At 34.5% G+C, this 26,009-nt stretch carries 22 protein-coding genes, 1 tRNA gene and 1 other RNA gene; 17 read left to right on the forward strand and 7 right to left on the reverse strand.

Annotation, left to right across the window (positions count from 1 at the left end; genetic code table 11):
- Positions 1-463: 463 nt before the first annotated feature.
- The 3 genes from BT999_RS05280 to BT999_RS12500 all read left to right on the forward strand — a co-directional run bounded on the left by BT999_RS05280 (position 464) and on the right by BT999_RS12500 (position 1,516).
- Positions 464-547 (forward strand) — tRNA-Leu (locus tag BT999_RS05280).
- Positions 548-832: 285 nt separating this feature from the next.
- Positions 833-1,188: a transfer-messenger RNA gene (gene ssrA, locus BT999_RS05285) on the forward strand.
- 190 nt (positions 1,189-1,378) lie between these two features.
- Entirely contained in the window at positions 1,379-1,516 is a 138-nt protein-coding gene (locus tag BT999_RS12500) for a hypothetical protein (protein WP_178139319.1), read from the forward strand.
- 56 nt (positions 1,517-1,572) lie between these two features.
- Here BT999_RS12500 and tig read toward each other — a convergent pair whose 3' ends face one another.
- The 4 genes from tig to BT999_RS05305 all read right to left on the reverse strand — a co-directional run bounded on the left by tig (position 1,573) and on the right by BT999_RS05305 (position 5,795).
- Positions 1,573-2,895, reverse strand: a complete 1,323-nt coding sequence (tig, locus tag BT999_RS05290) for a trigger factor (RefSeq protein WP_072696736.1) — start codon at positions 2,893-2,895, stop codon at positions 1,573-1,575.
- Positions 2,896-3,162: 267 nt separating this feature from the next.
- Positions 3,163-4,077 carry an NAD(P)/FAD-dependent oxidoreductase gene (locus BT999_RS05295; RefSeq protein WP_072696737.1) on the reverse strand — a complete coding sequence of 305 codons (915 nt, stop codon included), beginning with the start codon at positions 4,075-4,077 and terminating at the stop codon, positions 3,163-3,165.
- A gap of 8 nt (positions 4,078-4,085) precedes the next feature.
- A complete protein-coding gene (locus BT999_RS05300; protein WP_072696738.1) occupies positions 4,086-4,400 on the reverse strand; it encodes a thioredoxin family protein in 315 nt (104 codons plus the stop codon).
- Positions 4,401-4,415: 15 nt separating this feature from the next.
- Complete coding sequence (locus BT999_RS05305) at positions 4,416-5,795, reverse strand: amidohydrolase family protein (RefSeq protein WP_072696739.1); 1,380 nt, start codon at positions 5,793-5,795, stop codon at positions 4,416-4,418.
- A 386-nt stretch (positions 5,796-6,181) separates the two neighbouring features.
- Between BT999_RS05305 and BT999_RS05310 the strand changes: the two genes are divergently transcribed.
- Complete coding sequence (locus BT999_RS05310; protein WP_072696740.1) at positions 6,182-7,795, forward strand: RNA repair transcriptional activator RtcR family protein; 1,614 nt, start codon at positions 6,182-6,184, stop codon at positions 7,793-7,795.
- A 95-nt stretch (positions 7,796-7,890) separates the two neighbouring features.
- Positions 7,891-8,166, forward strand: coding sequence for a hypothetical protein (locus tag BT999_RS05315; protein WP_072696741.1), 276 nt, complete (start codon positions 7,891-7,893; stop codon positions 8,164-8,166).
- Positions 8,167-8,253: 87 nt separating this feature from the next.
- Here the strand turns inward: BT999_RS05315 and BT999_RS05320 are convergent, their stop codons facing one another.
- The gene (locus BT999_RS05320) at positions 8,254-9,849 is read right to left on the reverse strand and encodes a sigma 54-interacting transcriptional regulator (RefSeq protein ID WP_072696742.1); all 1,596 of its coding nucleotides are present in this window, start codon (positions 9,847-9,849) and stop codon (positions 8,254-8,256) included.
- 575 nt (positions 9,850-10,424) lie between these two features.
- On the opposite strand from BT999_RS05320, the gene BT999_RS05325 reads away from it, so the two are divergent.
- The 8 genes from BT999_RS05325 (at position 10,425) to cuyB (ending at position 20,084) form a co-directional block, all read left to right on the forward strand.
- Complete coding sequence (locus BT999_RS05325) at positions 10,425-11,231, forward strand: Bug family tripartite tricarboxylate transporter substrate binding protein (RefSeq protein ID WP_281246535.1); 807 nt, start codon at positions 10,425-10,427, stop codon at positions 11,229-11,231.
- 66 nt (positions 11,232-11,297) lie between these two features.
- Positions 11,298-11,780 (forward strand): tripartite tricarboxylate transporter TctB family protein, encoded by a 483-nt coding sequence (locus BT999_RS05330; RefSeq protein ID WP_072696744.1) that lies wholly within the window; start codon positions 11,298-11,300, stop codon positions 11,778-11,780.
- A gap of 11 nt (positions 11,781-11,791) precedes the next feature.
- Positions 11,792-13,300 carry a tripartite tricarboxylate transporter permease gene (locus BT999_RS05335; protein ID WP_084650605.1) on the forward strand — a complete coding sequence of 503 codons (1,509 nt, stop codon included), beginning with the start codon at positions 11,792-11,794 and terminating at the stop codon, positions 13,298-13,300.
- Positions 13,301-13,317: 17 nt separating this feature from the next.
- Entirely contained in the window at positions 13,318-14,919 is a 1,602-nt protein-coding gene (locus BT999_RS05340; protein ID WP_072696745.1) for a sulfatase family protein, read from the forward strand.
- A 463-nt stretch (positions 14,920-15,382) separates the two neighbouring features.
- Positions 15,383-16,699 (forward strand): histidinol dehydrogenase, encoded by a 1,317-nt coding sequence (gene hisD / locus BT999_RS05345; RefSeq protein ID WP_072696746.1) that lies wholly within the window; start codon positions 15,383-15,385, stop codon positions 16,697-16,699.
- Between the two features lie 29 nt (positions 16,700-16,728).
- Positions 16,729-17,931 carry a DegT/DnrJ/EryC1/StrS family aminotransferase gene (locus tag BT999_RS05350; RefSeq protein ID WP_072696747.1) on the forward strand — a complete coding sequence of 401 codons (1,203 nt, stop codon included), beginning with the start codon at positions 16,729-16,731 and terminating at the stop codon, positions 17,929-17,931.
- A gap of 277 nt (positions 17,932-18,208) precedes the next feature.
- Positions 18,209-19,207 carry a D-cysteate sulfo-lyase gene (gene cuyA, locus BT999_RS05355; RefSeq protein ID WP_072696748.1) on the forward strand — a complete coding sequence of 333 codons (999 nt, stop codon included), beginning with the start codon at positions 18,209-18,211 and terminating at the stop codon, positions 19,205-19,207.
- 166 nt (positions 19,208-19,373) lie between these two features.
- Entirely contained in the window at positions 19,374-20,084 is a 711-nt protein-coding gene (gene cuyB / locus BT999_RS05360) for a cysteate racemase (RefSeq protein WP_072696749.1), read from the forward strand.
- A gap of 11 nt (positions 20,085-20,095) precedes the next feature.
- Here the strand turns inward: cuyB and BT999_RS05365 are convergent, their stop codons facing one another.
- The gene (locus BT999_RS05365; protein ID WP_143145498.1) at positions 20,096-20,761 is read right to left on the reverse strand and encodes a GntR family transcriptional regulator; all 666 of its coding nucleotides are present in this window, start codon (positions 20,759-20,761) and stop codon (positions 20,096-20,098) included.
- A 406-nt stretch (positions 20,762-21,167) separates the two neighbouring features.
- Here BT999_RS05365 and BT999_RS05370 point away from each other — a divergent pair, with 406 nt between their 5' ends.
- From BT999_RS05370 to BT999_RS05385, 4 genes are all read left to right on the forward strand, one after another.
- Positions 21,168-21,788, forward strand: a complete 621-nt coding sequence (locus tag BT999_RS05370) for a C1 domain-containing protein (RefSeq protein WP_072696751.1) — start codon at positions 21,168-21,170, stop codon at positions 21,786-21,788.
- 189 nt (positions 21,789-21,977) lie between these two features.
- Entirely contained in the window at positions 21,978-22,742 is a 765-nt protein-coding gene (locus tag BT999_RS05375) for a class I SAM-dependent methyltransferase (protein ID WP_072696752.1), read from the forward strand.
- Between the two features lie 201 nt (positions 22,743-22,943).
- Positions 22,944-24,014 (forward strand): hypothetical protein, encoded by a 1,071-nt coding sequence (locus BT999_RS05380; protein ID WP_072696753.1) that lies wholly within the window; start codon positions 22,944-22,946, stop codon positions 24,012-24,014.
- A gap of 72 nt (positions 24,015-24,086) precedes the next feature.
- Entirely contained in the window at positions 24,087-24,662 is a 576-nt protein-coding gene (locus tag BT999_RS05385; RefSeq protein WP_178139320.1) for an HAD family hydrolase, read from the forward strand.
- Between the two features lie 106 nt (positions 24,663-24,768).
- Here BT999_RS05385 and BT999_RS05390 read toward each other — a convergent pair whose 3' ends face one another.
- The gene (locus BT999_RS05390) at positions 24,769-26,007 is read right to left on the reverse strand and encodes a TSUP family transporter (RefSeq protein ID WP_245790990.1); all 1,239 of its coding nucleotides are present in this window, start codon (positions 26,005-26,007) and stop codon (positions 24,769-24,771) included.
- Positions 26,008-26,009 lie beyond the last annotated feature (2 nt).

Below are 26,009 nucleotides of genomic sequence, written 5' to 3' on the forward strand. Positions count from 1 at the left end.
AAATTGACGTTATTTCGGTCGCCTCATATACTTATAATAAAATTACATTTTTATTATAATCTATTTAAACCCCTATACTCCCACGAAATTTATTTTATTGGTCGCCTCCGGCAGGGGAAAGGGTTTTGTGTGAAACCCTTTCCAAACCCCACATAAGGGGCTGGTCGCCCCTTAACCCCACTGACGCAAATACATTAGTTGATGCCTAACGGCATCAAAAGTGGGTACGCACTTTAGCCTCTTTTAACGGCAAATATAATACTAGGTTTATTGGTGAAAATTAACTGATTTCTTGTATTTATTTTGCTGCCACGAAATTAAGTTTTTTGGGGCGTCTTTGATGACTTATAATAAAAGTATTTTTTATTAGTCTAATTTATTTTGAAAACTGGATAATTTTAACTTGACTAAAGTCAGTTATTTTGTTTATAAGTTCAAACGTTCTGATGAACTTTTTTATTCTGGCCGGGTGGCGAAATGGTAAACGCGCTGCACTCAAAATGCAGTGTCCTTGGACTTGAGAGTTCGAATCTCTCCCCGGCTACCAGTTATAAGTTTATTCTTTAAGTCTAAAAGAAAATCTTTTAGGCTTTTTTATTTAATAATAACCTCAAAACACGAATAAGAAAAATAAGTAACTTTCTGTAAAATTAGTTGTTTTTGTGTCTTAGAATATTTTATATTCTGTATCAGCAGGGTATAAAATGATGAAAAAAGAACGCAAAGAAGAGTGTTGTAATTATTTTTATTGAAAAGATACTTGTCTTTTGGGTTTAACGTCTTATATTGTGTATTATTCAACAGTTATTATTTAACAGTGTTTTTAATTCATGGGGACGCACTGGTTTCGACGGGGTTGTAAAACCAGAATTGCAGGTCGAGGCGCCGCTGGCCTCGTAAAAAGCGGCAACAATGTAATTGCAGAAAATAACAATTACGCACTAGCTGCTTAATTAAGCAGCCCACCGATGCGACGATGTCTGATAATCGCAAAAGTGGACACTTTATCAGGCTGATTTTCCCTTTAGCTTTTGGGAGGGAAGATGAGTAAAAACAATCTAAAGCTGGCGTCAAGGCGTTTGTTTAGAGACAAACCTTGAGGCGATGACCACTAAGTCTAGACTAAACCTGTAGACGTTCTGAGTGGAGCTTTCTCGGACGCGAGTTCGATTCTCGCCGTCTCCACCATCACTAAGTTTCAAGAAGACCAGTAAAACCCAGAAAGACTTGATAAACAAGGATTTCTGGGTTTTTATTTTTCAGTAGCGTTCGTTAAAGAACTAGACTTTCCACGAAAAGAGGGTATAAACATTTATGAAGTTTATACCCATACAAAAAAGTTTATACCTATGCCCTAAACTAGTATAGCAGTCGAATCATGACGAAAATTACTGACATAACAATAAGCCAAATTCATGCAGCTTTTGATGTTATTAACAGAGGAAGTAGAGAAACAGCTCAACGCATATGTATCATTGTTAAATCAGTTTTTGAGTATGCGTATAACAGACCTTAAAAGGCAATTCGTTTATTACTTTTCTTTGTTTATAGTTAAGACATAACTATTTCAATTTACTTATCAACTCTAATATCTTTTCCATCTTTATCTATCATGATTTTTTTAGTTTTGTTATATAAAAGTTCCATAGCTTTATCAGTTAATAGACGATCTTCTATTTTCTGAATTATATTATTTTCTTGCATAAATTTGTAAAGTTCATCCGGGGATTGTTTATTTTTTATAGCAAGTTGATTAATATGTTTATTAAGCTCATCTTCAGAAATACTTAAATTTTCTCGAATAGCAAGAGAGAGTAAAAATATATGAATTTTAGTATTTTTTATTGCCTCTTCTTCTGCAAATTGACTTAGATCTTTTAGGATCACACTTATTTCATTAGAGTTGTGTCCACATATTTTTAATCTTTCTTTAACTTCTTGTAAATATTCACTTTTATAAAATGCCAAAAGACTTATAGGGAGTTCTATTTTTAGGGGTTCAATTAGCTCGTTTAGAAGTTTCTGTTGTCCTTCGAGTTTGACTTTTTGTGCATGAATATTCATTGCTTGACTTAAGACTGTTCTCTCGAAATCTTTCAGATTTTTAAATCCGAGTGATATAGCAAGCTCCTCTGTCATTTCAGGAAGAGTCTCTTTATAAATTTGTTTCAATTTTACCTTTAAAGAAACCTCTTTTCCGCGTACTAAAGGATAAGAATAGTCTTGAGGTACAACTATTTGTGAAATTTTTTCTTCACCGTTCTTTAACTGAAAGGTTATTTTATTTAACTCAGTGTTATTTCCTTCTTCTAATTTTAGATAGTAGTTTTTCCCCTGCATTCCTGGAACGGGTTTGTTTTGATACAAAGATTCAAAATCAATAATACATATTTCACTTGCCTGCGGAGTTCTCAATTCTTTAATCTCTGTTAGTTGTATTTTTCCTTTGCAAAAACGGCGTGTTACGTTGTAAACATCTTTAGGGGTAATGTTAGGCTCGAATACTTTTATTGTTAACTTGTCTAATTCTGGCAAAGGGACATTCGGAAGAATTTCGAAATAAAAAGTAAACTTAAAACTATTGTTACGTATAAGAGTTTGTTCACCTTCTTGATAGTCAAATCGTACTTGTGATAAAGGGTTAATTTTTGTTTCCTGAAAGATTTTTTGTACTGCATCATCTACGGCTTTATCTGTAGCTTCTTTTTGTATTTTTTCAGAATATTCAGTTTCTATTCTATCATGAGGGGCTTTACCTTTTTTAAAACCTTTAACCTCTATATTTTTTGCAAATTCTGAAATGACTTCATCAAGTGCCTTATTTACATCATCTTTGTTTAATTGTACGAGTATTTTTCGTTCTAAAGAAGTTATTTCTTCTATGGTATATTGCATATTAGTGTCCAATATAAATTATTTGTTAGCTGTAATTTTTTTTTTAAATAATATTTTCAAATTAATGTTGTTTTATCAAATAAGCTTGATGCCGTAATAAGATTCAAAAAAATAATAAAAAATTATGTTATGATATTGAGTTATTGTGATATATTCTACTTGTCAAATCTAAAACAATGCTGTCCTTTTTGTTAACAGGGCAGCATTGTTTTAAAACTCCTAAAAAACAGAGTGATGTTAGCATAGTGTTTTTTCAGCAAATGCTTTTTATTCGATAGAACGAATAAATTTTTCTGCTTCTAAAGCTGCAATTGTGCCGTCACTCATAGCTGTTGTTATCTGTCTATATTTTTTTACAATGACATCTCCAGCGGCAAAGACACCTTTGATGTTTGTGTGCATGTCTTGATTGGTTATTATATAGCCTTTATCCATCTCTAAAATTCCTTCAAAAACTTGAGTCAAAGGTTTTTGACCGATAAAGACAAAAATCGCATCAATTATTTCTGTAAAAACTTTGTTGTTTTGAGAGTTTTCAAAATATACTTTTGCTTTACCTTTCCCTAAATCTTCGACTTGGATAATTTTAGTGTTGGTACTCACTTTTACTTTGCCTGTTTCAAGGGCTGCTTCTTGTGTTGATTTAGCTGCGACACATTGTGGAAAAGCTTCAACAATATGAATGGACTTTATGCCTAATTGAAGAAGGAATAAGCTTTCGTCAAAACCTGCATTGCCACCGCCGAGTATAATAACATCTTTATTCTTATATGCTGATCCATCACAGATTGCACAATAGTGTATATTAGGAAAATCAGTTTCTAATGGGAAAGGATTTGGCTTTCTTCCCGTTGCAACTATTACGGCTTTTGCGGCATAAACATCGCCCATTGTAGTCGTAGCACTTTTAAAATCTTGTGTAAAATCTACGCTTTCAACTTCATCTACTTCAACAATATTGACACCTAAAGATTCAACATGGGCACGGGATTTTTCCATAAGTTCAATACCGTGAATAGATTTATAAGAGGGCATATTTTCAACAGTATGTGTCCAATTGACCAAACCACCACATACTTCCTTTTCCAGAATGGTAACACTAAGATTGGCTCTTGCGGCGTATATTGCAGCAGTCATACCTGTAATGCCACCACCTATAATAAGCAAGTTACTTGTATTCATAAAAACCTCTATGCCTTTGCAAAGAAAGCAATTGTTTCTTTAGGGTTCATAATACCTGAGTTACTTGCTTTTTTCTCACCATTTTTAAAGACTACTAAGGTGGGAACACGCTCAACGCCAAATTTTTCCATCAAAGCACTTTCTTCTTCTGTATCAATAGCAGCAATTTTTATAGAGCTATTTTGTGCGTGAACTTTTCCTAATACTACCCCCATCACTTTACAGTGAGGGCAGAGGGTTTTGTGAAAGATGATAATACCGTTGTTGTTGGCAATAAATTCGTCAACATTTGCTTGTGTAAGACTTTCAATACCTTCTAACATAATTATACTCCTTTTTTATCGTACAGCGACTGCTTTTCTAAAAGTTAATTTTCCTGTTGTTTCTTGTGCACAAAATTCATAATCATTTATTACATGTGATCCTCGTAAGAAAACATGTTGTGGAAATCCTTGTAATGTTAGACCTTCATACGGTGAATAATCACAGTTTTCGTGTAACTGGTCTAACTTTATTTCTTTTTTAATATTTGGATTAAGAATTACAAGATCGGCATCGGTGCCAACTTCAATTCGACCTTTATTTCTCAATCCAGCGATACGTGTAACATGACTAGCCGTAATTTCTGCAAGCTTCATCATGCTGATTTTCTTATTAACGACACCTTCGGTAAACAAAATTGGCAAGCGTAATTCAATACCGGGTGTTCCAAGAGGGCATTTAAAAACGTTACCTGATGATATGTTTAATTTATGTTCAAGGTGAGTGCTATTATGACGAGTTGTTATAAAATGAATAATACCGTCACTTATACCCTTCCAGAGGGCATTCATATCTTCTTTTTTTCTAAGAGGTGGTAGTGCAATGTATTTATAACATTCTCTATCATTTAGTTCATGACTTTGATACTTTCTGTCTGTAAAAATTAAATGCAGGGGAGAAGTGGTAATTGTAACGGGTAGGCCTTCTCCTATTTGTTTATATAAGGCGTTAACAACCTCTTTAGAAGAAATGTGGTCAACACAAAATGCCATTCCACCAGCTCTTGATAGGTTACACATTCTGTCAAAACTTTCTTTTTCACTCCAATAGGGGTGAGCAGTGGAAAGACTATATGGAGCAGTTTTTTGTTTCAAAGTATGCAATTCTTCAAGAAGGATAGACGAAGCGTTGCTCTCGCACTGTATAAATGCAGTGCCACCATAACACGAATGTTCACGCAGGACAGTTGTTATATTCTCGTCGCTCATGTGTCTTTCACCAAAAGTCGATAAGACGCATGATGGAAATCCGTTTAAAGTTTGGGAAATTAGGTCGTTAAGATTGTCTTTGGATAGTGGGGTATTACAGTTTTGGTGAAAAGAATAATCAATAAAAGAATTATTTTCTAAAGCATCTTGGTAGTAATTTAGATAGTCTAGGTTGTTTGGTAATGGTGTTATTTCTTCAACAACTGTAGTTATGCCACCATATAAAGCCGCTATGGAATTTTGTTTAAATGCATTCGCAGAAAATCTTCCGTGAGAATCTAAAGAAAGCTGAGTGTGTAGATCAACCCCTCCTGGTAATATATATGTATTTTGTACATCAATTACTTTTGAGCCTGCTTTCTCTATATTATCACTTATTGCAGCAATCAGACCATTTTCAAGTAAAATATCGGCTTTGTATATATTGTTTGCCGTTACAATGTTGCCGTTTTTAAGTATAGTTTGCATATTATCCTTTATCCTAAGAATCATAAATTTTTTAATTCTAACAATTCATAAATGATATAGCATAAAACATGCCAGACATCGCGAGTTGAAAATGTTAGATAACTATTTTAAATATAACGCATAATAAAAAACTTATCTTTTTTTGTGCTTATTATGCTTTATATCTATCCTATAAAAAAAGGAAAATCATGATAATATATGTTATAACTATGAAATATTAGGCTATGATTATATATACGGTGTAGTTATCTTATGTGTTTGTGTCGTTTTTATGAATATAATAAAGAAATATTTAATTAATTTACTATGTAATCAAGAGGTTACACTTGTGTTTTTAGAGTAATTGCGATATCTTCTGGAATATCATAATATTTTAGGATACCCATATGAAAAAACAATATGTGATTTTTCACGCCTCTCCAGATTGTAATGATACCAGTGAAAGTGTGTTATTTGAATGTGTTAAGTCTGTTATTGATACCTGTGTTTCTGGTGATGTTGCGGTAGATATTATACATATATTATATTTACAGGGTCAGAAAAAAATTGCTGATAAAACTGCAAAGGAAATGTCTGAACAATATCCAGAAATTGAAATAAAGTTAGATGAAGGCCCATCATATAAAGAAGATATACATCAAGATAACTTTTGGCAGGTTTATACAACTTTTTATAATTTTTATAATGCTTTTCCTTTTGATTATCAAAAATATGATTATTTTTTATATTTACCTCAATATAAAGGAACAATAAACACAATAGCAATTGTTCATACATTGAATTATCTTAGGATAAACTGTAAGATTATTCAGCAAAATATCACTTCTGATAACTTAGATAAATCATCGTTTAGCTTTTCACCTTTTGATTTAAAATTTGCTGATTATCTTTTGGCTATACGCAAAATGAAAATGGAAAGTCTTTCTAACTTAGATTTTTTGCGTTTTAATATTCAAACAAAAAATAAGCTGTATAATGGAATAATGAATAAAATAGAAAAGGTTGCGTTGAATTCTACCTCTCCTATTTTATTATATGGAGAGCCTGGTGTTGGAAAAACAAAACTAGCAAAACAAATATACGAATTAAAACGAAAAGCAGGTGTTTTAACAGGAAACTACGTTGAAGTGAACTGTAGCACACTCAAAGGTGAGGGCTTAATATCCACTTTATTTGGACATACCAAAGGAGCTTTTACAGGTGCAGCAGGTGCAAGGAGTGGATTATTAAAAGTAGCACACAATGGTTTAGTGTTTTTAGATGAGGTAACAGAGATTCCTGTTTCTGAACAAGCTATGTTTTTAAAAGCACTTGAAGAAAAGCGTTTTTTTCCTTTGGGTGCAGATACTGAAGTTTCAAGCAATTTTCAAATAATTTGTGGTACAAATAAAGATATAGATTCAGAGGTTGCTAAAGGGAATTTTCGTTATGATTTACTTGCTCGTATAGGGTTATGGCGTTTTGAACTTCCGCCATTACGTGAAAGAAAAGATGATATTCCAAGTAATATTGCTTATGAATTAGAGCAATATACACTAAAGACAACAAGAGCCGTAAAATTTTTACCAATGGCACTTAAAAAATATTTAGCCTTTGCATTATCCGAAGACGCTCAATGGGAAGGCAATATGAGATCCTTAAGTGCTTCTATAGAGCGTATGGCAACCTTTTCGACAGCAGGGCATATTACTATAGATGTTGTAGAAGATGAAATTAAAGAGTTACAGTCTTTTAAAGTAAATAAAGAAAGTAGAACAAATGATAAATTTCCAATTCTACATTCACTTTTGGGAAGTAAGATTAAAGATATTGACCTTTTTGATAAATTCTGCTTAGAGGGGGTATTAGCAATATGTAAGAAAGCTATGTCAAAAAGTGAAGTAGGGAGAATCCTGTTTGCAAGCTCTCGCTTACATAAGCAAAAGACAGACGATACAACAAGGTTGAGTAGTTATTTGAGATCACATGGTATAACATGGGAACAAATAAGAAAACTATAGTCAGTTCATATAAAAAATTGCATGTTTACAAAAGATTGTTTGTTATAGGTTTGAGTAAAACGAATTTTAATTAATGTTTTTGGTAGGGAATGATTATGAAAACAATTATTGTTTGGGACGAAAGTGCTGACCGCATAAATGAAATGCAAATAAGTCTTCCACAAGCACTGAAAGTTATGGGAATCAAAGCACGTATTCAATGGAATAGTGAACCTCCTTTGCTAAGTAGGATGCAACTTTTTGGCACTACTCCTGCGATTGAGATTGATGGTGAGTTTTGGCGGCACACTATTGGCAAAGCAGTTTCTGAAAAAGAATTTATAGAATTATTAGAACATGTTGCTAATTGTAGATCATGTTGTTCTATGTAAAGTAATTACGCAGTATTTTTGATCAATATTAACCAGTGTAATAAATAAATATTATAAGGCTGTGTACATTAAATATATAACATACTGTTAATCTTGTATCATTTGCCATGTTATATTGTATTTTTTTAGGAATAGACGCAATCTATGTGAGTCGTTTTGTGTGCTTTTTATTTGACGTGATTTATTAAATAGTGTTCGCCCTGCCTCAGCTAGTGTTTTATATTTTTTACATTCTTGTAATACGGCTTCTAATTGGACAAGCTCAAAATAGTCTAAATTACTGTAAATTTCTTCATCTAAAAGGCTTTGAGACAATTCAAATGTTTCAGTGGTTGTATTTTGCCAACGTATCCAATTTGATTTTAAGTATTGCATCTCTCGTGATACAATATCAACCGTTATACGCCCATCAGTTGAATGTGCGGCCATTCTTTGGACGCTTGCATGCAGATCACGTAGATTATATCTCCATACTGATTGTTTACTACGTGCGAAATCAATATACATTTTTTTGGCTTCTTTGTGCATAAGAAGAAGTGAACAAATATTAGTTGATATATTATTCAACTCATAATCAAGGTAAGCTTCAAAATCAATAGATCGTTCTTTAAGGCTTGGTAAAGAATATTCCCACATAGATATTCTAGCAAGTAAATCTTCTCTAAAGAGTCCTTGTTTAGATGCGGAAACAAGGTCAACATTTGAAGCACAGATTAAAAAGAAATTTCCATACACTGGTGTTTCTGATCCGATTGGAAACCATATACCGTCTTCAATGGCTCTTAGGAGCATGCCTTGGCATTGCATATCAAGCAAAGATATTTCATCAAGGAATAGTACCCCGTTATTAGCACTTGCAAGAAGACCTTTATAGTTTGCAATTGCACCTGTGAATGCACCTTTAACGTGTCCAAAAAGCTGTGATGCAGCAAGATCGTTATTAAGCGTTGCACAGTTTACTTCAATGAAAGGACCTTGAACGTACCCCTTTTCTTTTAATAATTTTGCCATTTGTTGAGCTATTCGTGTCTTACCGCTACCTGTTGACCCATATAAAAGTAGTGGCCCACGACTGTTAGCTACAGCGTTTTCCATTTCTGATACTATATTCAACATTTCTGGGTGTTTACTTTGAATGCCACCAAGCAGTACATTATATCCCAAAAGTGTATGTTGCTGACACTCATAGGCGATATCACGATATACACTCAAATCAATAGAACGAAGCAAAATTTGTTGAGAGCGATATTCTGAACTTATTGGAGTAAATGGTATCATATACTGGCAAGCCAAACGACTACTGATTCCATAATAAAACATAAATGTGCGTAGAGTGGCTTGTTTGGGGTGTGTAAAATAATAATTATATTTTGATGTGTCATATTTATATGTCAATATATATTTGTAAACAAACTGTGCGACTTTTTTTGTATCATATTGGTCACAATCAAAAACATCGTAAGAAAAATGAATGTGCTTATACTTTTCCTGTAGTTTTTTTAGCATTTTCTCAAAAAGCTTAATATCTTCTATGAAATAAAAAATATGCACTTGTGTGATTGGCAATTGGTTTTGTTCAATACATCCTTCAATTTGAGTCCACCTTTTTTCTTCTCCATTATCATCATTATAAACAAGTAAATCTAATATCTCATAAAAAGCAAACAGGACATTCTCTTTCATAAATTCCCCTTATATTTTTAAAACAAAGAATAAAACAACTCATAAATAGCACTATTTTTCTTCGAGTACTCATGCTTGTGAAAATTATCCCTATCGTTTATATGTGGCTACACTGCCTAATAAAAATGTGATAATTATATATGTAATGTCTTATATTTATTACAACTTTATTTGCATGCAGAGATATTCTATCTAAATAGATATAATATGCAATATTTTTGATATGATTATTTGTTAAAAGTTCTAATAATTAATCGTGTTAATATTTATTGCACCATTGTTCACAAGCTAATTAGGATAAAAACAAAAAGTGGCATGTTTTTTGTAATTACCTTTGTGAAAGGTTATGTGGAGAGAGGTCATTAGTTATAGTCAATAATAAAAAATAACAAAAAACTGTATCAAGTAAAAATGGAGATTACCAAATGAAAATGTTCTTTAAAAGTCTTCTTTTGTTTATCGTTACTCTGTGTACTCTTTTACCTGCAAATGCAGCCGATTATCCAAAACGTACCATTACAGTAGTCAACGCCTGGCTACCAGGAGGTCAGGTTGAACTTGCGTTTAGACCTGTCATGGATGAAATGATGAAATCATTAGGTGCGACAATGGTTTTATCACCTAATGCCGGTGCTGGTGGTCTTATTGGTACGAATAAAGCTTTACAGGCAAAACCTGACGGCTATACCTTGCTATTAACTACAGAAGGTTCAATGGTATCACTTGTTGGTCTTAGAAATGTTCGCTTTGGACTTGATGACTGGGTATCAATTGGTTCGTATGCCACTGGTCCATTATCTCTTTGCATAAATGCAAGTGAGTCTAGATTTAAAACTCTTGAAGAATTTATTGCTTATGCCAAAGAAAATAAAGGTAAAGTATCTATTGGCATAACAGGTAAACTGAGTATCAACCATATTGCAGCAGCATTACTTATCGAAGCTTATGGGCTTGATGTTCGGTTAGTGCCTTTTGACGGTGCCTTACAAGTCGTTGGAGCCGTAGGTAGTGGTCATATTGATGCAGGCATTTCAGAGATGTTGTATAATACAAGCATTAAAGGCATTGCCATGTATTCAAAAGAACGTAATCCAAATTTCCCAGATATACCAACTTTTACAGAAAAAGGCTATCCACAAGTAAATTGGGGTAATCACTTCGCTCTTTATGCAAGTTCAAAAATTCCCAAAGAGTCAGTAACAGTACTTAGAGAGGCTATGACAAAAGCGGTTAATAGCCCAACATCTCTAGATACTCTACAAAAACTCCATTTTAATACTATATTTCTTAGTGGAGACGAGCTTGATGCGTTAATGAGAGACAGAGTTGCCCAGTTAAACAAGCTTGTTGAAAAAGGCGTTATTGAACCTGAGAAACAATAAAGTAGATAACCTGCTAATTTCATAATAATTTATTATGAAATTAGCAGGTATTTCACAGGATTTTATATGAAAACAAAAAATGAATTAAAAAACGATATATTTTTTTCTATAGTAACGCTTTTATTTGCCTTGTTCTTTACCATATCTATTTTTGTTACAATTGAGGCACGAGATGAAACAATTGTTGGTGCTAGAACCTTTCCATATTTCATTGCGGCAGGACTTTTTATCTTAGGTACATGTTTGTTTTATTCAAGCTTGAAACAACTAAAGCTTAATGAGTTTACTTTAGAAGATACTTTAAATTTGTCTTTTAAACAAATTCAAGCAGTTAGTTTGTATTTGCTTATATTAGTACTCTATTGTTTGGGCATTATGTATATCGGTTATATTGTTTCATCTGCTCTTGTCTTGTTAGTACTCATGCTATTTTATGGTGCTAGAAATAAACTAATTATTAGTCTTATGGTCTGCATTGTGCCTTTTGTTATGTGGCTTGTATTTTCCGTTCTTATGGAAGTTCAGTTTCCTCAAACCTTATTATATTAAAAGGATTTTTTATGACAGAATGGATGTCTGATATTTCTATAGGTATAATACATGCTTTAAATGTGTGGGTTTTTTTAGCTGCACTCATAGGCGTAATAATTGGTACTCTTATTGGAGTTTTACCAGGTCTTGGTCCTCCTGTTGCTATTTCGCTCGCTATTCCTTTAACATTTGGATTTGATCCGCTTATTGGTATGAGTGTTATGCTTGGAATATATAAAGGTGGCACATACGGCGGATCAATTTCGGCAATTCTTATTAATACTCCTGGAACTCCAGCTGCTTCGGCTACTGTTTTAGATGGGTACCCCTTAGCACAGCAAGGAAAAGCAGGAAAAGCTTTAGATATCGCTTTGTATGCTTCTGTTTTTGGTGATGCATTTTCTATTCTTCTTTTATGTGTTATCGCCCAACCTATTGCAGCCGTAGCCTCAAAATTTGGACCGATTGAGTTATTTAGTTTACTTTTGTTCGCAATGACAGTCATTGCTGGTTTAGCTGGTAAATCTATGGTTAAAGGACTAATCGGTGCAGGCTTTGGCTTAGCATTGAGCTTGATAGGTCTTGACCCCGTGGAAGGTTTGCCCCGTTTTACTTATGGAATAGATTCGTTAGAGGCTGGCTTAAACGCTATTCCTATAATTGTTGGTTTATTTGCTATTGCGGAACAAATGCAACAGGTTGCCGAACGGGCTCGTGTGAATGAATGTATGGAAGAAGAACCAAAAAGTCTTGACCCTGGTGATGACCATGCAACATGGAAAGACGTAAAGTCTGTTTTACCAATATTTTTTAGCGGTTCATTGATTGGTGCAAGCATTGGAGCTTTACCTGGTACAGGTGCTGCTGCTGCCGCATTTATGAATTATGGTTTAGCTAAAAAACGCTCTAAGAATCCTGAATTGTTTGGTAAAGGCTCGCTAGAAGGTGTTGCTGCTGCAGAATCAGCCAATAATGCTGTATGTGGTGGAGCATTAGTGCCAATGCTTACTCTTGGTATTCCAGGTGATGTTGTAACAGCCATTCTAATGGGTGCTCTGATGTTACATGGAATTAACACTGGACCTTCTGTCTTCGTAGAACACCGAGCATTTGTTTTTACTTTATTTGGAATGCTACTTGTTTCGGTCTTTATGTTGTTATTTGTAGGAAAAATAGCCTGTAATGCCTGTCGGCGTCTGGCGTGTTTACCTAATTATTATATTTTTCCAGTAGTTTTACTCTTATGTGTTGCTGGTTCTTATGCTTTATCATTCAGCATGTTTGATGTTTGGGTAATGTTAGCATTTGGAGTATTAGGTTTTTTCTTAAACTATATGGGAATACCTTTACCACCATTTATTATTGCATTTATTTTAGCCCCAAAAATGGAACAATCACTAAGACAAGGCTTAATTATTTCTGGAGGAGATCTTTCAGTCTTAATTACCCATCCACTTTCAGCATTTTTTCTTATCCTAACCGTTTTTACAATTATTAAGATTGTACTCGGTGCAAGGAAGAAAACTAGTACAATATAATCTTATTTGGAGGATTTATGAAGAAAAAACCAGAAATTAAAAATGCTATCGTTCTTATGTTCGATACATTGCAATTTAACTATGTTGGAGCATACGGAAACAGCTGGATCCAAACTCCTTGGATGGATCGCTTGGCAAAAGAAGGAACTTTGTTTGAAAACTTTTATGTTGAAGGTTTACCAACAATTCCTTGTCGTCGTGCAATGCAAACAGGTAGATATACATTACCTGTTTCAGGTTGGGTTCCATTAAATATGGAAGATACTACCATAGCCGATCTTTGTTGGGGTAGACCAATTGATACAGCTCTTATCTTTGACTGCCCACAATATCGCTTGCCAAAATTTGGTTATACCAGAAGCTTTGACCAAGTAATGTTTACTCATGGGCACGAAGCAGATGATGCATATTTTGAGAACGATGACCTTAACCTTTATGATTGGAAAGATTATGTTGAAGATCATACTTTAGATGCATATTGTGAGAAATATGGTACTAAAGTTATGGAAAACGCAGTTAGAGATGAAATCAACAACTACCTACGTCAACGCCAATATTATGGTGACGAAGAAAGCAGATATGTTTTCAAAACAATATCTAATGCTATTGAATATTTAGAAAAAGCAGATCGTGGTAAGCAGTTTTTCATGTGGATAGACTCATTTGATCCACATGAGCCATGGGATCCACCATCAGTTTGGGATCCTAAAACACCATGCATGTATGACCCTGACTACAAAGGTAAGGATATGTTCTTGCCTTGTGCTGAATTAGTTGACGGTTTGTATACAGAAGAAGAACTTCACCATATTCGTATGCTTTATGCTGAAATGGTTACCGTTTGCGACAGACAATTAGGTCGCCTGATGAAAGCAATCCATAAACTAGGTTACGATGAGAACACCATGCTTTGGATGGTATCAGACCATGGTCAACCTCTAGGTAACGGCGAACACGGACACGGCTTAATGCGTAAATGTCGTCCATGGCCTTATGAAGAACTTGCACACGCCCCTTCTATTATCAGAGTACCAGGAGCAAAAGCTGGACAAAGAATTTCTTCATTTATCCAAAGTGTTGACGTTGCTCCAACCGTTTGTGCTTGGCTTGGAATTGGTATTCACCCAGATATGCAAGGTAAAAACTTATTACCTTTGATTTTTGGTGAAGTAGATAAAGTGCGTGATTTTGCTATTGCCGGCTACTTTGATTATTCATGGTCAATCATTACTGAAGATTGGTCATATATTCACTGGTTACAGCCAGATGAAGATGGTAAAGTTATGCGTTTAAAATTCTATCGTGGTAATATTGATGGTAGTCACTTAGAAGCGACTGGTGGCAAGGGTAAAATGATGGCTCACCTTCAAGATGCTTTAGAAGAGGCGACGGGTATTAACCTTGCTGAAGAGCGTCATAAAAAGAATGCTACTACAGATGGAGCAGCTCAATGGACTTGTACCCCAGCTGCAACTTCAGAAGTTCCAACAAAAGATGAGTTATATAACCGTAAAACCGATCCTTTCCAATTAAAGAATGTCGCTGATCAAAATCCAAAAATTGCCTTAGAATTATTGCAAAAGCTAAAAGGCTTTATGGCTGAATTACGCTCAAGCTAAGGTTTCTTAGGTTTAGATAGTATACTTGGAAAGTTATGTTTAGTTAAATAAAACATAACTTTCCATTTTTTATGATAATATTACTTCCTTAGTAATGATATCGATTGTTAAGATAAAAAAATAAAATCCAGTAGATCAATATTTACTAGTATGAGAGATACAGTCGATAATGTATTTTATTTATTTTATGTATTAACAAATCACTTTTTAAGATTCCTCCAAAGATTTTTATTGGAGGATAGTCATAATAATATAGAAAAATAAAGAATAAATATTATAGTGTTAACCAACTCAGCCAAGGCTTTTGCTATGCAATACCACATAAAATATTACATAAAATATTACATGTAATATTGACAATGAATAAACGTGGTGCTAAAAGTAATTTAAACACATGTTTTGGGATATTTTTAACAATGTTGAAACATATTAAATTTCTTACATGAATAAAAGAGGTTACTTTATGTATTTTGTAAAAAAAGCTTTAATGACAGCTGAAGAAAATAGTGGTGATGCGAGACGCATTGTTGAAGCTACACTAAAAGATATAGAACAGCGTGGAGAAAGCGCAGTTAAAGCATTGGCTATGAAATATGATAAGTGGGATCAAGATTTTATTCTTTCTGATGAAAAAAAAGCACGCCTAATAGCCTCTGTTCCTCAATCTGTAAAAGATGATATTAATTTTTCTTATGAACAAGTTTCTTCTTTTGCAAAGGCACAACGCAACAGCATAAAAGAAATCGAATATACATCCTCTGCTGGGGTACGTTTAGGACAACGCATTATTCCTATGGATGTTGCTGGTTGTTATGTTCCTGGTGGGCGTTTTGCTCATGTTTGTTCTGCTATTATGAGTGTAGCAACAGCTAAAATGGCAGGGGTTAAAACAGTTGTTGCTGCTACTCCACCAAGAGGAACAAGTATTGATGCCGCTACTTGTTATGCGATGGATCTTGCTGGGGCGGATATTATTCTTGAAATGGGCGGAATGCAGGCTATTGCAACTATGGCATATGGATTATTTACTGGTAAAAAGGCAAATATTATCGTCGGTCCAGGAAATGCTTATGTTGCTGAGGCTAAAGCCTATTTATGTGGCACAGGTAAATGCACCATAGACGTTTTTGCTGGTCCTACAGAGTCAGGTATTATTGCTGATGATAGTGCTGATCCTATGACCATAGCTATTGACCTTGTGTCTCAGGCAGAACATGGCTCTAACTCGCCTGTTTGGCTTTTTACAGATAGTAAAGAATTAGCAGAAAAAGTAAACAGATTAGTGCCTCAAATTATTGCCGATATGCCAGACCCAGAAGTGCCTGGTGCAGCTTGGAGAGATTACGGAGAAATACTTGTTTGTGAATCAAGAGAAGAGTTGTGTAAAGTTAATGATATGTATGCACCAGAACATATTCAAGTAATAGCAAAAGACTTGGATTGGTGGATTAAAAACTTACACTCATACGGCTCTTTATTCTTAGGAGAAGGTAGCACAGTAGCACAAGGCGACAAATGTTCGGGAACAAACCATATTTTACCAACAAAAAAAGCTGGTTATTACAGCGGTGGTTTAAATGTTCATAAGTTTCTTAAAATATATACATACCAAGAGATAAACACTAAAGATGCTTCTGAAATCAGTGCTGCTGCCTCTCGTTTATCTAGAGTAGAAGGAATGGAAGGACACGCTCGTGCTTGTGATTGGCGTTTACAAAAATTTTTTCCAAAACAAAAATGGGATTTTACAGTTTACCAACATCCAACCTATAAATACTAATCTTTAGACTGTTTTTTAGGAGTATGGTTATGTCAAATCAAGTCTTTAAAAAAAACTTTAACCAACAAGAAGATATTTCACAAGAAGCGATTGATGCGGCTCTAAAGGTTTTAAAAAGTGGTAGGCTGTTTAGATATAACAATGGAGAAAATGAAGTAGGAGAAACCGCCAAATTAGAAGTAGAATTTGCCTCTTATATGGGTAGTAAATATTGTTTAGCGTGTGCATCTTGTGGCAGTGCTTTATATCTGGCTTTAAAAAGTATTGGCGTAAAAGTTGGAGATGTTGTTTTGTGTAACTCATTTACTTTAGCACCTGTCCCTGGTGCTTTAGAAAATTCTGGTGCTAAAGTTGTTTTAGTAGAAATTGAAAGCGAAAATTATACTATCGACTTGGTTGATTTAGAAACAAAAGCAATAGAAACAAAAGCTAAGTTTTTGCTGTTGTCCCATATGCGTGGACATATTGTAGATATGGATAAACTTATGCAAATTTGTACTAGGCTTAATGTAAAAGTTATTGAAGATTGTGCTCATACTATGGGTGCAACTTGGAATGGGAAAAAAAGTGGCAGTTTTGGTATAGTTTCTTGTTTTAGCACTCAAACCTATAAGCACTTAAACTCTGGTGAAGGCGGTTTATTGGTTACTGATGATCCAAAAGTTATATCTAAAGCAATATTATATTCTGGCTCTTATATGTTGTATGACAAACATGTTTCAAGGCCTGAACTAAGTGTTTTTGATGAATTTAAACTAGAAACTCCAAACTTTAGTTTAAGAATGGATAACTTAAGGGCGGCTATATTAAGAGTGCAATTAAAGACGCTTGATACTCAGTGTCAGCGTTGGAATGAGCGTTATGCTGTAGTCGAAACTATATTAAGAACAGCGAAGCACCTTTGTTGTCCCAAAAGGCATTCTAAAGAAGGCTTTGTCGCTAGTTCTTTTCAGTTTAGCATTGAAAATCAGAGTGAAGACAAAATTAGAGAATTTTTAGCTGCGGCTAATCAATCAGGACTTGTTATAAAATGGTTTGGAGAAAAAAAGCCAGCTGGTTTTACTTCGTCTTATAAAACGTGGCAATATCTTATAACTAATTTTAATCTAACAAATACTGACAATATTTTATCTAAACTATGTGATTTTCGCTTACCTTTAACCTTTAGTCTCGATGATTGTAAGTGTGTAGCGACCATAATTAAAAATTTATCAGATGAAATCTTTAGTTAAATAGTCTTAGTATCAAATACTTATTGAAATAATTTTTTAAGCAAAAAGGATAAATAGCTCAAAAAAATTTTTGACATACGATGTATGACTTTGTAGGCGATAAAAAAATGTTGACAATATGCTAAAAATCATGGGTAAGTTACAAGAGATATTACATACAACGTATTAACCTTTAAACAGGCTATTTACTTAACAGGCTATTTATTTAATGGGCGATTGATGATTAGTTTTATTCCCAACTATAAAATTTTAAACCACTATTTAAAAGGAATATTCCATGAACTTTACAAATTTTCCTCGTAAACAATTCTTACAAGGTGCTACTCCGTTAGAAGCTATGCCTAATTTATCTAAGGCATTAGGAGGTAGAGTAAACCTTTATATTAAACGAGATGACCTTTTACCAGGAGCCGCAGGAGGGAACAAAACTCGTAAACTAGAATTCTCTTTTGGTGAAGCTTTGTCTCTTGGTGCTGATACTATTATTACTTGTGGAGCTGTTCAATCAAACCATGCACGTTTAACAGCATCTTGGGCTGCAAAAGAAAACTTAGAGTGTCATCTTATATTAGAAGAACGTGTAAAGGGTTCTTATAAGCCTAATGCATCAGGGAATAACTTGTTATTTCATCTATTAGGAGTAAAAAGCATTCGTGTTGTGCCTGGTGGTTCTAATATGATGGCAGAAATGGAAAAGACCGCCGAAGACTTAAAAAAACAAGGTAAAAAGCCATATATAGTGCCTGGTGGAGCCTCTAACCCTGTAGGAGCCTTGGGCTATGTCGCTTCTGTTTCTGAAATTTTACAACAGCTTAATTCTATGCAGTTAAAAATAGACAGTTATGTTGTACCTTCTGGTTCAGCAGGAACTCACGCTGGTACCGTTGTTGGTATGTTTGGTGAAAACGGAAATATTCCAGTTATAGGTATAAACGTATCAAGACCAAAAGATGTACAGGAAGACATTGTTTATAATTTAGCTAATGCTACCGCGAAGTTATTAAACCTAAAAACAGAATTACCCAAGGGCAATATTGAGTGTTTTGCAGATTATTTCGCACCAGGTTATTCCTTACCAAATGACGGCATGGTTGAGGCAGTAAAACTTTTTTCTAAACACGAAGCTATTTTACTCGACCCTGTGTATTCAGGCAAGGCAGCAGCAGGGCTTATAGACTTAGTACGCAAAGGGCATTTTAAAGAAGGTTCTAGTATATTGTTTTTACACACAGGTGGTTCACCGGTGCTATACGCTTATTTAGACTCTCTGCTATAAAAACTAAAAAGGGTAGTGCATGTTTGTGTGCTATCCTTTTTAGTAATTAATAATCAGCTTTAAATTAAAGACTTAAAACACTTTTAGATAAAATGATTAAAAGCGATTAAACTAATTTTAACAAAAGAATATTAAAAACACACTTTATACTTTAGAGTAAGTTGCTATGAATAAACCAGAAAAAATAGTTGGCATTTTAGGTGGTATGGGCCCTGAGGCAACTGTTGACTTCATGCAGCGCTTAATTAAATTAGTGCCTGCTAAAGATGATAGCGACCATATCCGCTGTGTTGTGGATAATAATCCTAAAGTACCTTCAAGAATGAAGGCTCTTATCGACGGTGATGGTGAAAACCCTGGTCCTTGTATGGCAGATATGGCACAAAGATTAGAAAAATGGGGTGCAAGTTTTTTAGTAATACCTTGTAACACAGCCCATTATTATTATGATTATGTAAAAAATTCCGTAAATATACCTGTTTTAAACATTTTAGATTTAACAACCAATTATGTTGTTAAACATTTTCCTGAGGTAACAAACATAGGAATTTTAGCCTCTAACGCAGTACAAAAAACTAAAATGTACGAAAAATGTTTTGAACCGTATCACAAAAACATAATCTTTCCTGACAAAATATTCCAGAATAGATTATTATCATTAATAAAAGATATTAAAAAAGGTTTGTGTGGAGAAGAACAACAACAAGAATTACAAGTAATTGTTGATCATCTAATAACAAAAGATGCGAATTTATGTATAATTGCATGCACAGAACTCAGTGTAATTGCAAGTACGTTTAAAAGCCCTTTTGTAGATGCCTCACAAATATTAGCAATGCGTGTTATTGAGATTATCAAAGAAGAGAAAAACAACTAAGTAATAATGTATTATGATTGATTATGTATGATTTTACCATAGGCATTATTAACTAACTTTAAACCGCCCATAATGTTATTTTGTATAAGAGGTATAAGTTGTTTGGTGTTTTTAGTTTTTAACAACTCTACGATTTGTATATGTTCGTTTACAAATATCGTTTGATCTTCGTTTTCATATTGGTAAAGGTTAAGATAGACTTCAATAGTATCCATCATTTTATCAACAATATTACATAAATGAGACATAGAAGAAGCACGATAAATAATGGAATGAAACTTTCTATCTAGTGCAAAAAATGTTTCTGATACATCGTTTAGATTTTTAAAAGATTCTAAAAGCTTCTCTAACTCATCAAAATCTTTTTTTGTTAGTTTGGTCATTGCTTCTAATGTTAATGTGGATTCTAGCTCACAACGTATCTTATATATTTGTTCTATCTCTCGTAGTTGAGGGGGAGGAGCAACCACAATACCTTTATATGGAATATTCTTTACTAAACCAGAGCGATCAAGGCGCATTAAAGCTTCTCGAATAGCACCTCGTCCAAGTTGTAGTTCGGATTCGAGATCAGCAACGACAAGGTGAGTTCCTGGGAGTTTATCCCCTGATACAATAAGGTCACGAATTTTGCTATATGCTAGTAAAGATTTCATAGAATTAGATTGTGTGGTCAACGTAAGATTCCTTTAGTTTTGTATGCAATACCCTAAACATTAATATATCTTATTTATAAAAAAACTCCAGAGCAATTTAAGACCATATTGTTTTTTGAATTATTTTTTTAAGTGGGAATAAAATTGCTTTTTTTACCCTCAAAACAATCAAATTTTAATAAAAGGGTATAAACTTCACCTCGTTGGATTTTACATCTAATAAATTCAGCAACGTATATGAATTGTTCGATTCTCGCCGTCTCCACCAATTTAATAGTTTTTAACGAGCTAGAAATATTAATAAAAAGCTAGACAATCAAGAGATTCTTAGGGTAATTTTAAGGGTAACAAAGCTCTTAGCTAAAAATGTACCCTTGTTTTTTATCCCAAACACACTTTTAGGGATTTATACTTTAGAGGATCTGTCATGACAAAGCTATTTTTTCAACTCGTTGTTTGTGTATTTTTTTGCTCGGTAGCACTCGCTTCTGATTGCCAAAAAGGAGAGATAACACAGACATTAAGAGATTTTGATGATCAAATTATTCAATCGTTTGATATAACATCTAACGGTATTCAAGGGTATCTTGTTAAAGATGGTCAAATCCTTGCAGGGGATCATATAACTGTTTATGCGGTTCCTGAAAAAGGCACTTATTGTTCTTTGTATGGTGAATACATTGTTGGCATGCGTTTATTAGATAGCTGTAAAAACGCCAAGATGAAGACGAAGTATAAATGTTTAGAGATTGTTGAAATAGATTGTATAATGAAACCAGGATATGACTTGGCATACAAATATACCACCCTTGGCTTTGTCGGAGATGAATATATTAAACTTCGTTCAGAACGAGTCGTTTTTGATAAGGCTGATACTAAAAAAAGGTTGTCTGCGATACAAAAAAACAATCCGGGATCAGTTCTATATATGTCTGTTCCTGACCCAATGCCGTCACCTTATCCTAAAAAAATATTTAAGTCCTTTTATAAAACACCAGAACCCATTTATGGCAATCAGCAAAACAGTATTGATACAGACCTCAATTAAGCTTTTATTTGATGAATGCTAAAGGGCAAAGTTTTGGGTTGTGTTCTTTTTCATGCAGTATAAAGATTCTTAAATCACAAAAAATATTCATTTTACAGATTTTTTTCTTATTCATTTGTTATTGAGCAATAGTTTTGAATCTGTTACTAAAAGAAAAAGTGGAGTAATTGTAGATACAAAGGAGTCAATATGAATGATATACAAATGCAACTGTTGATTGATTTGCATAAATCAAATTTAAGGCAGGGACCAGGGGGCGAGGCGGAAACCAAGAAAATGTTGAAACTTGCCGATATTGATAAGTCTAAACCTTTGAAGATCGCTGATATTGGGTGTGGTACGGGGAATTCCTCTATCTTGCTTGCCAAAGAGTTAAATGCCCAAATTACTGCCGTTGACTTTTTACCTGAGTTTCTTGAGGTACTTCAAAGCCAAGCCAAGGCACATAAGGAGCATAAGGTTGCGGAAAAAATTACAACATTGAATTGTTCTATGGATTCTCTACCGTTTGCGACTGAGGAATTTGATCTAATCTTTTCTGAGGGAGCAATTTATAATATGGGTTTTGAAGCAGGGGTTGCCGATTGGAAGAGGTTTTTAAAACCCGGGGGTAAGCTTATTGTTTCAGAAATTACATGGTTAACGGCTAAACGTCCACAGGAGCTTCAAGCTCATTGGGACGCTGAGTATCCTGAAATTGATGTGGCTTCGGCAAAAATCAAAATTCTTGAACAGCATGGTTATTGTCTCGAAGCTTATTTTTATCTGCCTGTGCATTGTTGGAAAGATAATTATTACTTACCCATGCAGAAAGGTTTTGATGCTTTTCTTGAGCGAAATGGGCAAAGCACTCAGGCAAAAGAGATTGTTGAAGGTGAAAAAGCTGAAATAGCCCTTTATGAAAAATACTCTGATTATTATAGCTATGGTGTTTATATTGCAAGAAAACTTTAATCACTTTAAAGGTATCGGCTTTTTATATTTTTAGGGTATGTTTAAAACATATTACTTCTGTGATTCTGTATGATATTAGAGTAGCAGTTTATTTTTGAGAATTTTAAGAACTAATTTATAGTTAAAAGCATACTATTTGATATTTTTCAATATTCCAACTATAATATCACAAAATAACTTGTTTATGACAGGATATATAGAATGAGTATAGCACAAAGCAATACGCCTAACGAAAAAAAATCCCACCAAACCATAGAAACAGGGTTGGACAATCAAGATATTTCAACAACAAGAGTATATCTACCGGTTGAGCCAGATAAGACAGTTAGGAAAAATAAAACCGCTTCCGGTCTAATTGTGCTTTCGCCTCCGCCTTTAGATTTACCCTATGGAATAGGATATTCGTTTGGAGGAAAAGGAGATCCAGAAGATTATTTACGGGCGTGGGTGCGTCAAAAAAACGAGAAGGGTGCTATTCCTCTCGCTAAGACTCCAATGATGTATGTAACGCCAAACTATATGGAGCCGAGTATAGGTTTGTTGGAAATACTTCCGGTTTGTTTACTGTTGCAACTATTGGCTTTTACTGCTTATCTTGTGGGCTTTTGGGGAATATTTGAGCCTTTTATTTCTTCCTTGGTTGCTTTTGCCATTGGACATATAGCTATATTGTCAACGTTTGCATTCTTTTTATACAATGTGATTGTATTGATAAAATGCCCTGTTACTATTTGTTTTAATCGTTTGCGACAAGAAATATATTGTTATGACCGCTCAGGTGAACTGATTATTATTCCCTTTACTTCCGCTCGTTTTGTGCTTGTGATAGAGAAAAATACCGCTGCATATTTGTGTGTTGAGAATTATGGGCAAACAAGTTTCGAGTTTCCCTATATGATGCTTGCCGCTGTTATTACTGGTTCCAAAGATGCTTCCAAAGCTGCTGATATTAATATTCTTTTAAAAGAATGGCAAACAATAGATCATTTTATGAGGTCGGAAGACGGATATAAAGATATTCCTTTATCTTCTTTTGAGTTTTTTGGTTTACGTTCGAGAAAAATAATACCTTTTTTAGTAAGAGATTTCCAAAAAACTCATCGCTGGGCACCCGAAATAGAAGCCTTACTCTGGGAAGAAAATAAAGATGCTCCATTGCCTAATGGTTGGCAATATATGAAGAGAATACCGTATAAAATTCCTTGGGGTGGGTTTGATAACACTAAATTACTTGAGGAACGTGAGAAAAGATTACAACAAAAAGCCTCATAATTATAACAACCAACACTATTTTTATTTATAGTTAAAAGTTTTATTTTATTGTTTTTTTATAAGGAGATATGTTTGATAAAAGCAATATTATTTGATGCGTTCGGTACGCTTTGTGAGATTCGTAATAAACAAAACCCTTATAAGCCGATTATTAGAGCGTGGAGTTTAGGTGTTGCCGCCGCTTATCAAACGCTTATGACCAAAGATATTTCCGAGACAGAATTGGCTATTGAGGCGGGCTGTTCTGCTGAAGAGCTTAAAAAAATACAGGCAGGAGTTCAAACGGAAATAACTTCGATGTGTCTTTATCCTGTGCTTCAATCTATTAAAGAGCGGAATTTAAAATGGGGCATTGTTTCTAATCTTGCTACGCCTTATGCAGCCCCTTTATTAAAGTTGCTTCCGTTTCAGCCTGATGTTTGTGCGTGGTCTTTTACTACAGGTTATAGAAAGCCGGAAGAGGGTATTTATGCTTACGCTTGTGAAAAGTTGGGGTTAGGGTTTAATGACTGTTTGATGGTTGGCGACTCGTTGGAAAATGATTACAATATGCCAAAAAAACTTGGAATGCAGGCGAGATATTTAAAACGATCAGGGGTAGATAAAGACCAGTTTGATTGTATTGCTACGCTGTATGAAATTTTATGATATAATTAAGAACTCTTTGTTTTGTGTTTAAAATGATTGTAAATAAAAGCCCCTGTACACAGAATGTGTTGTACAAGGGCTTAGTTTGTTTTATAATATTATTCTTTTATGGTAATATCTTAATTCCGAATAAACCTTCTGTGGTATACTTGATACCAACATAAAGAGCTAAGACAATAAAGATTCTCTTCATCCATTTATCAGAAAGATACTTTGAAGTTTTAGGTCCTACATAAGAACCGATAATGATACCAACAAGTTCAACACCGATTAAGTTCCAATCTATCGGTGTTCCTGCTGTCAGGAAGGTAGAAATAGAGGTAATCATACCGATTAATACTGCGAGGGCGGAAGTTCCTGCGGCAAGATACATTGGAAGCTGGGTAACACTGGTTAAGAAAGGAACCAATAAAAATCCGCCACCAACGCCTAAAAATGAAGCCATAGAAGCGATAACAAAACCGCCTAAAGCAATTAATACAGGGTTAAAAGAAAAATCAACACCGCAGAAGTTGAAATTTACTTTAGCGAGGCTAATAGAGTTAATTTTAACGCCAGTCATAACGCTTTCACCTGATTGAGTGCAAGCTTTTGACATTTTTTCAAAAGCTTCGGTGGCTGCTTTGGCTTTTTTCTTGGTTGCTTGTCCGGCGGGAGTTGTTTCCCAGAACAGATAACAACCTAAGAACAGAACGAAGAGACCGAAGTAACCGGAATATTCTTTAAAGCTTATTTTGCCTGCTGTTAAAGTAGGAACAAGCCAAGAACCAAAAATAGAACCGGCACCTAAAGCTAAGGCAAGAGGAACAACAACTCTTCCCATACGCCAATAGTTAAAAGAAGAAAAGGCGGCTGAGGTTCCTACCAAACATTGGTTGGAAACACGGATAGAGTCAGTAATAACTTTATTAAGAGCAGGAGAGGTTGTTTTGAAAGAACTAGCATAAGCTCCAAACCCAAAAATAGCCATGTGTCCAACGCTTGCCATAACTCCACCGAACGCACCAACGGTTGAGAAAATCCAACCTACCCAAACGGCCCATAAAAATGCTAAGTAAAGAGGTATATTGGGAGCACCGGGAATACCTAAAAATCCGGGTGCGGCACTTGGGTCTAAATGACCGGGTTTTGGAGCTTCACCGGGTTGAATGGTTGGAGTTGCTTTAATTGCTTTTTCGAGCTTACTTAAGCTGTCGTTTTTAGTCGGTGTTGCCGAGCTTGATTGTGTTGTCGGTGTTGCCGTTGCATTTGTCATATTTTGTGCAAAAGCAAAAGAGCTTACGCCTAATATCGCTAACGCTGTTACAATAAGTATAATCTTTGACAAGCCATTTTTCAATTTCATAA

Source organism: Desulfovibrio litoralis DSM 11393 (assembly GCF_900143255.1).
In the GTDB taxonomy this organism is placed as follows: domain Bacteria; phylum Desulfobacterota; class Desulfovibrionia; order Desulfovibrionales; family Desulfovibrionaceae; genus Frigididesulfovibrio_A; species Frigididesulfovibrio_A litoralis.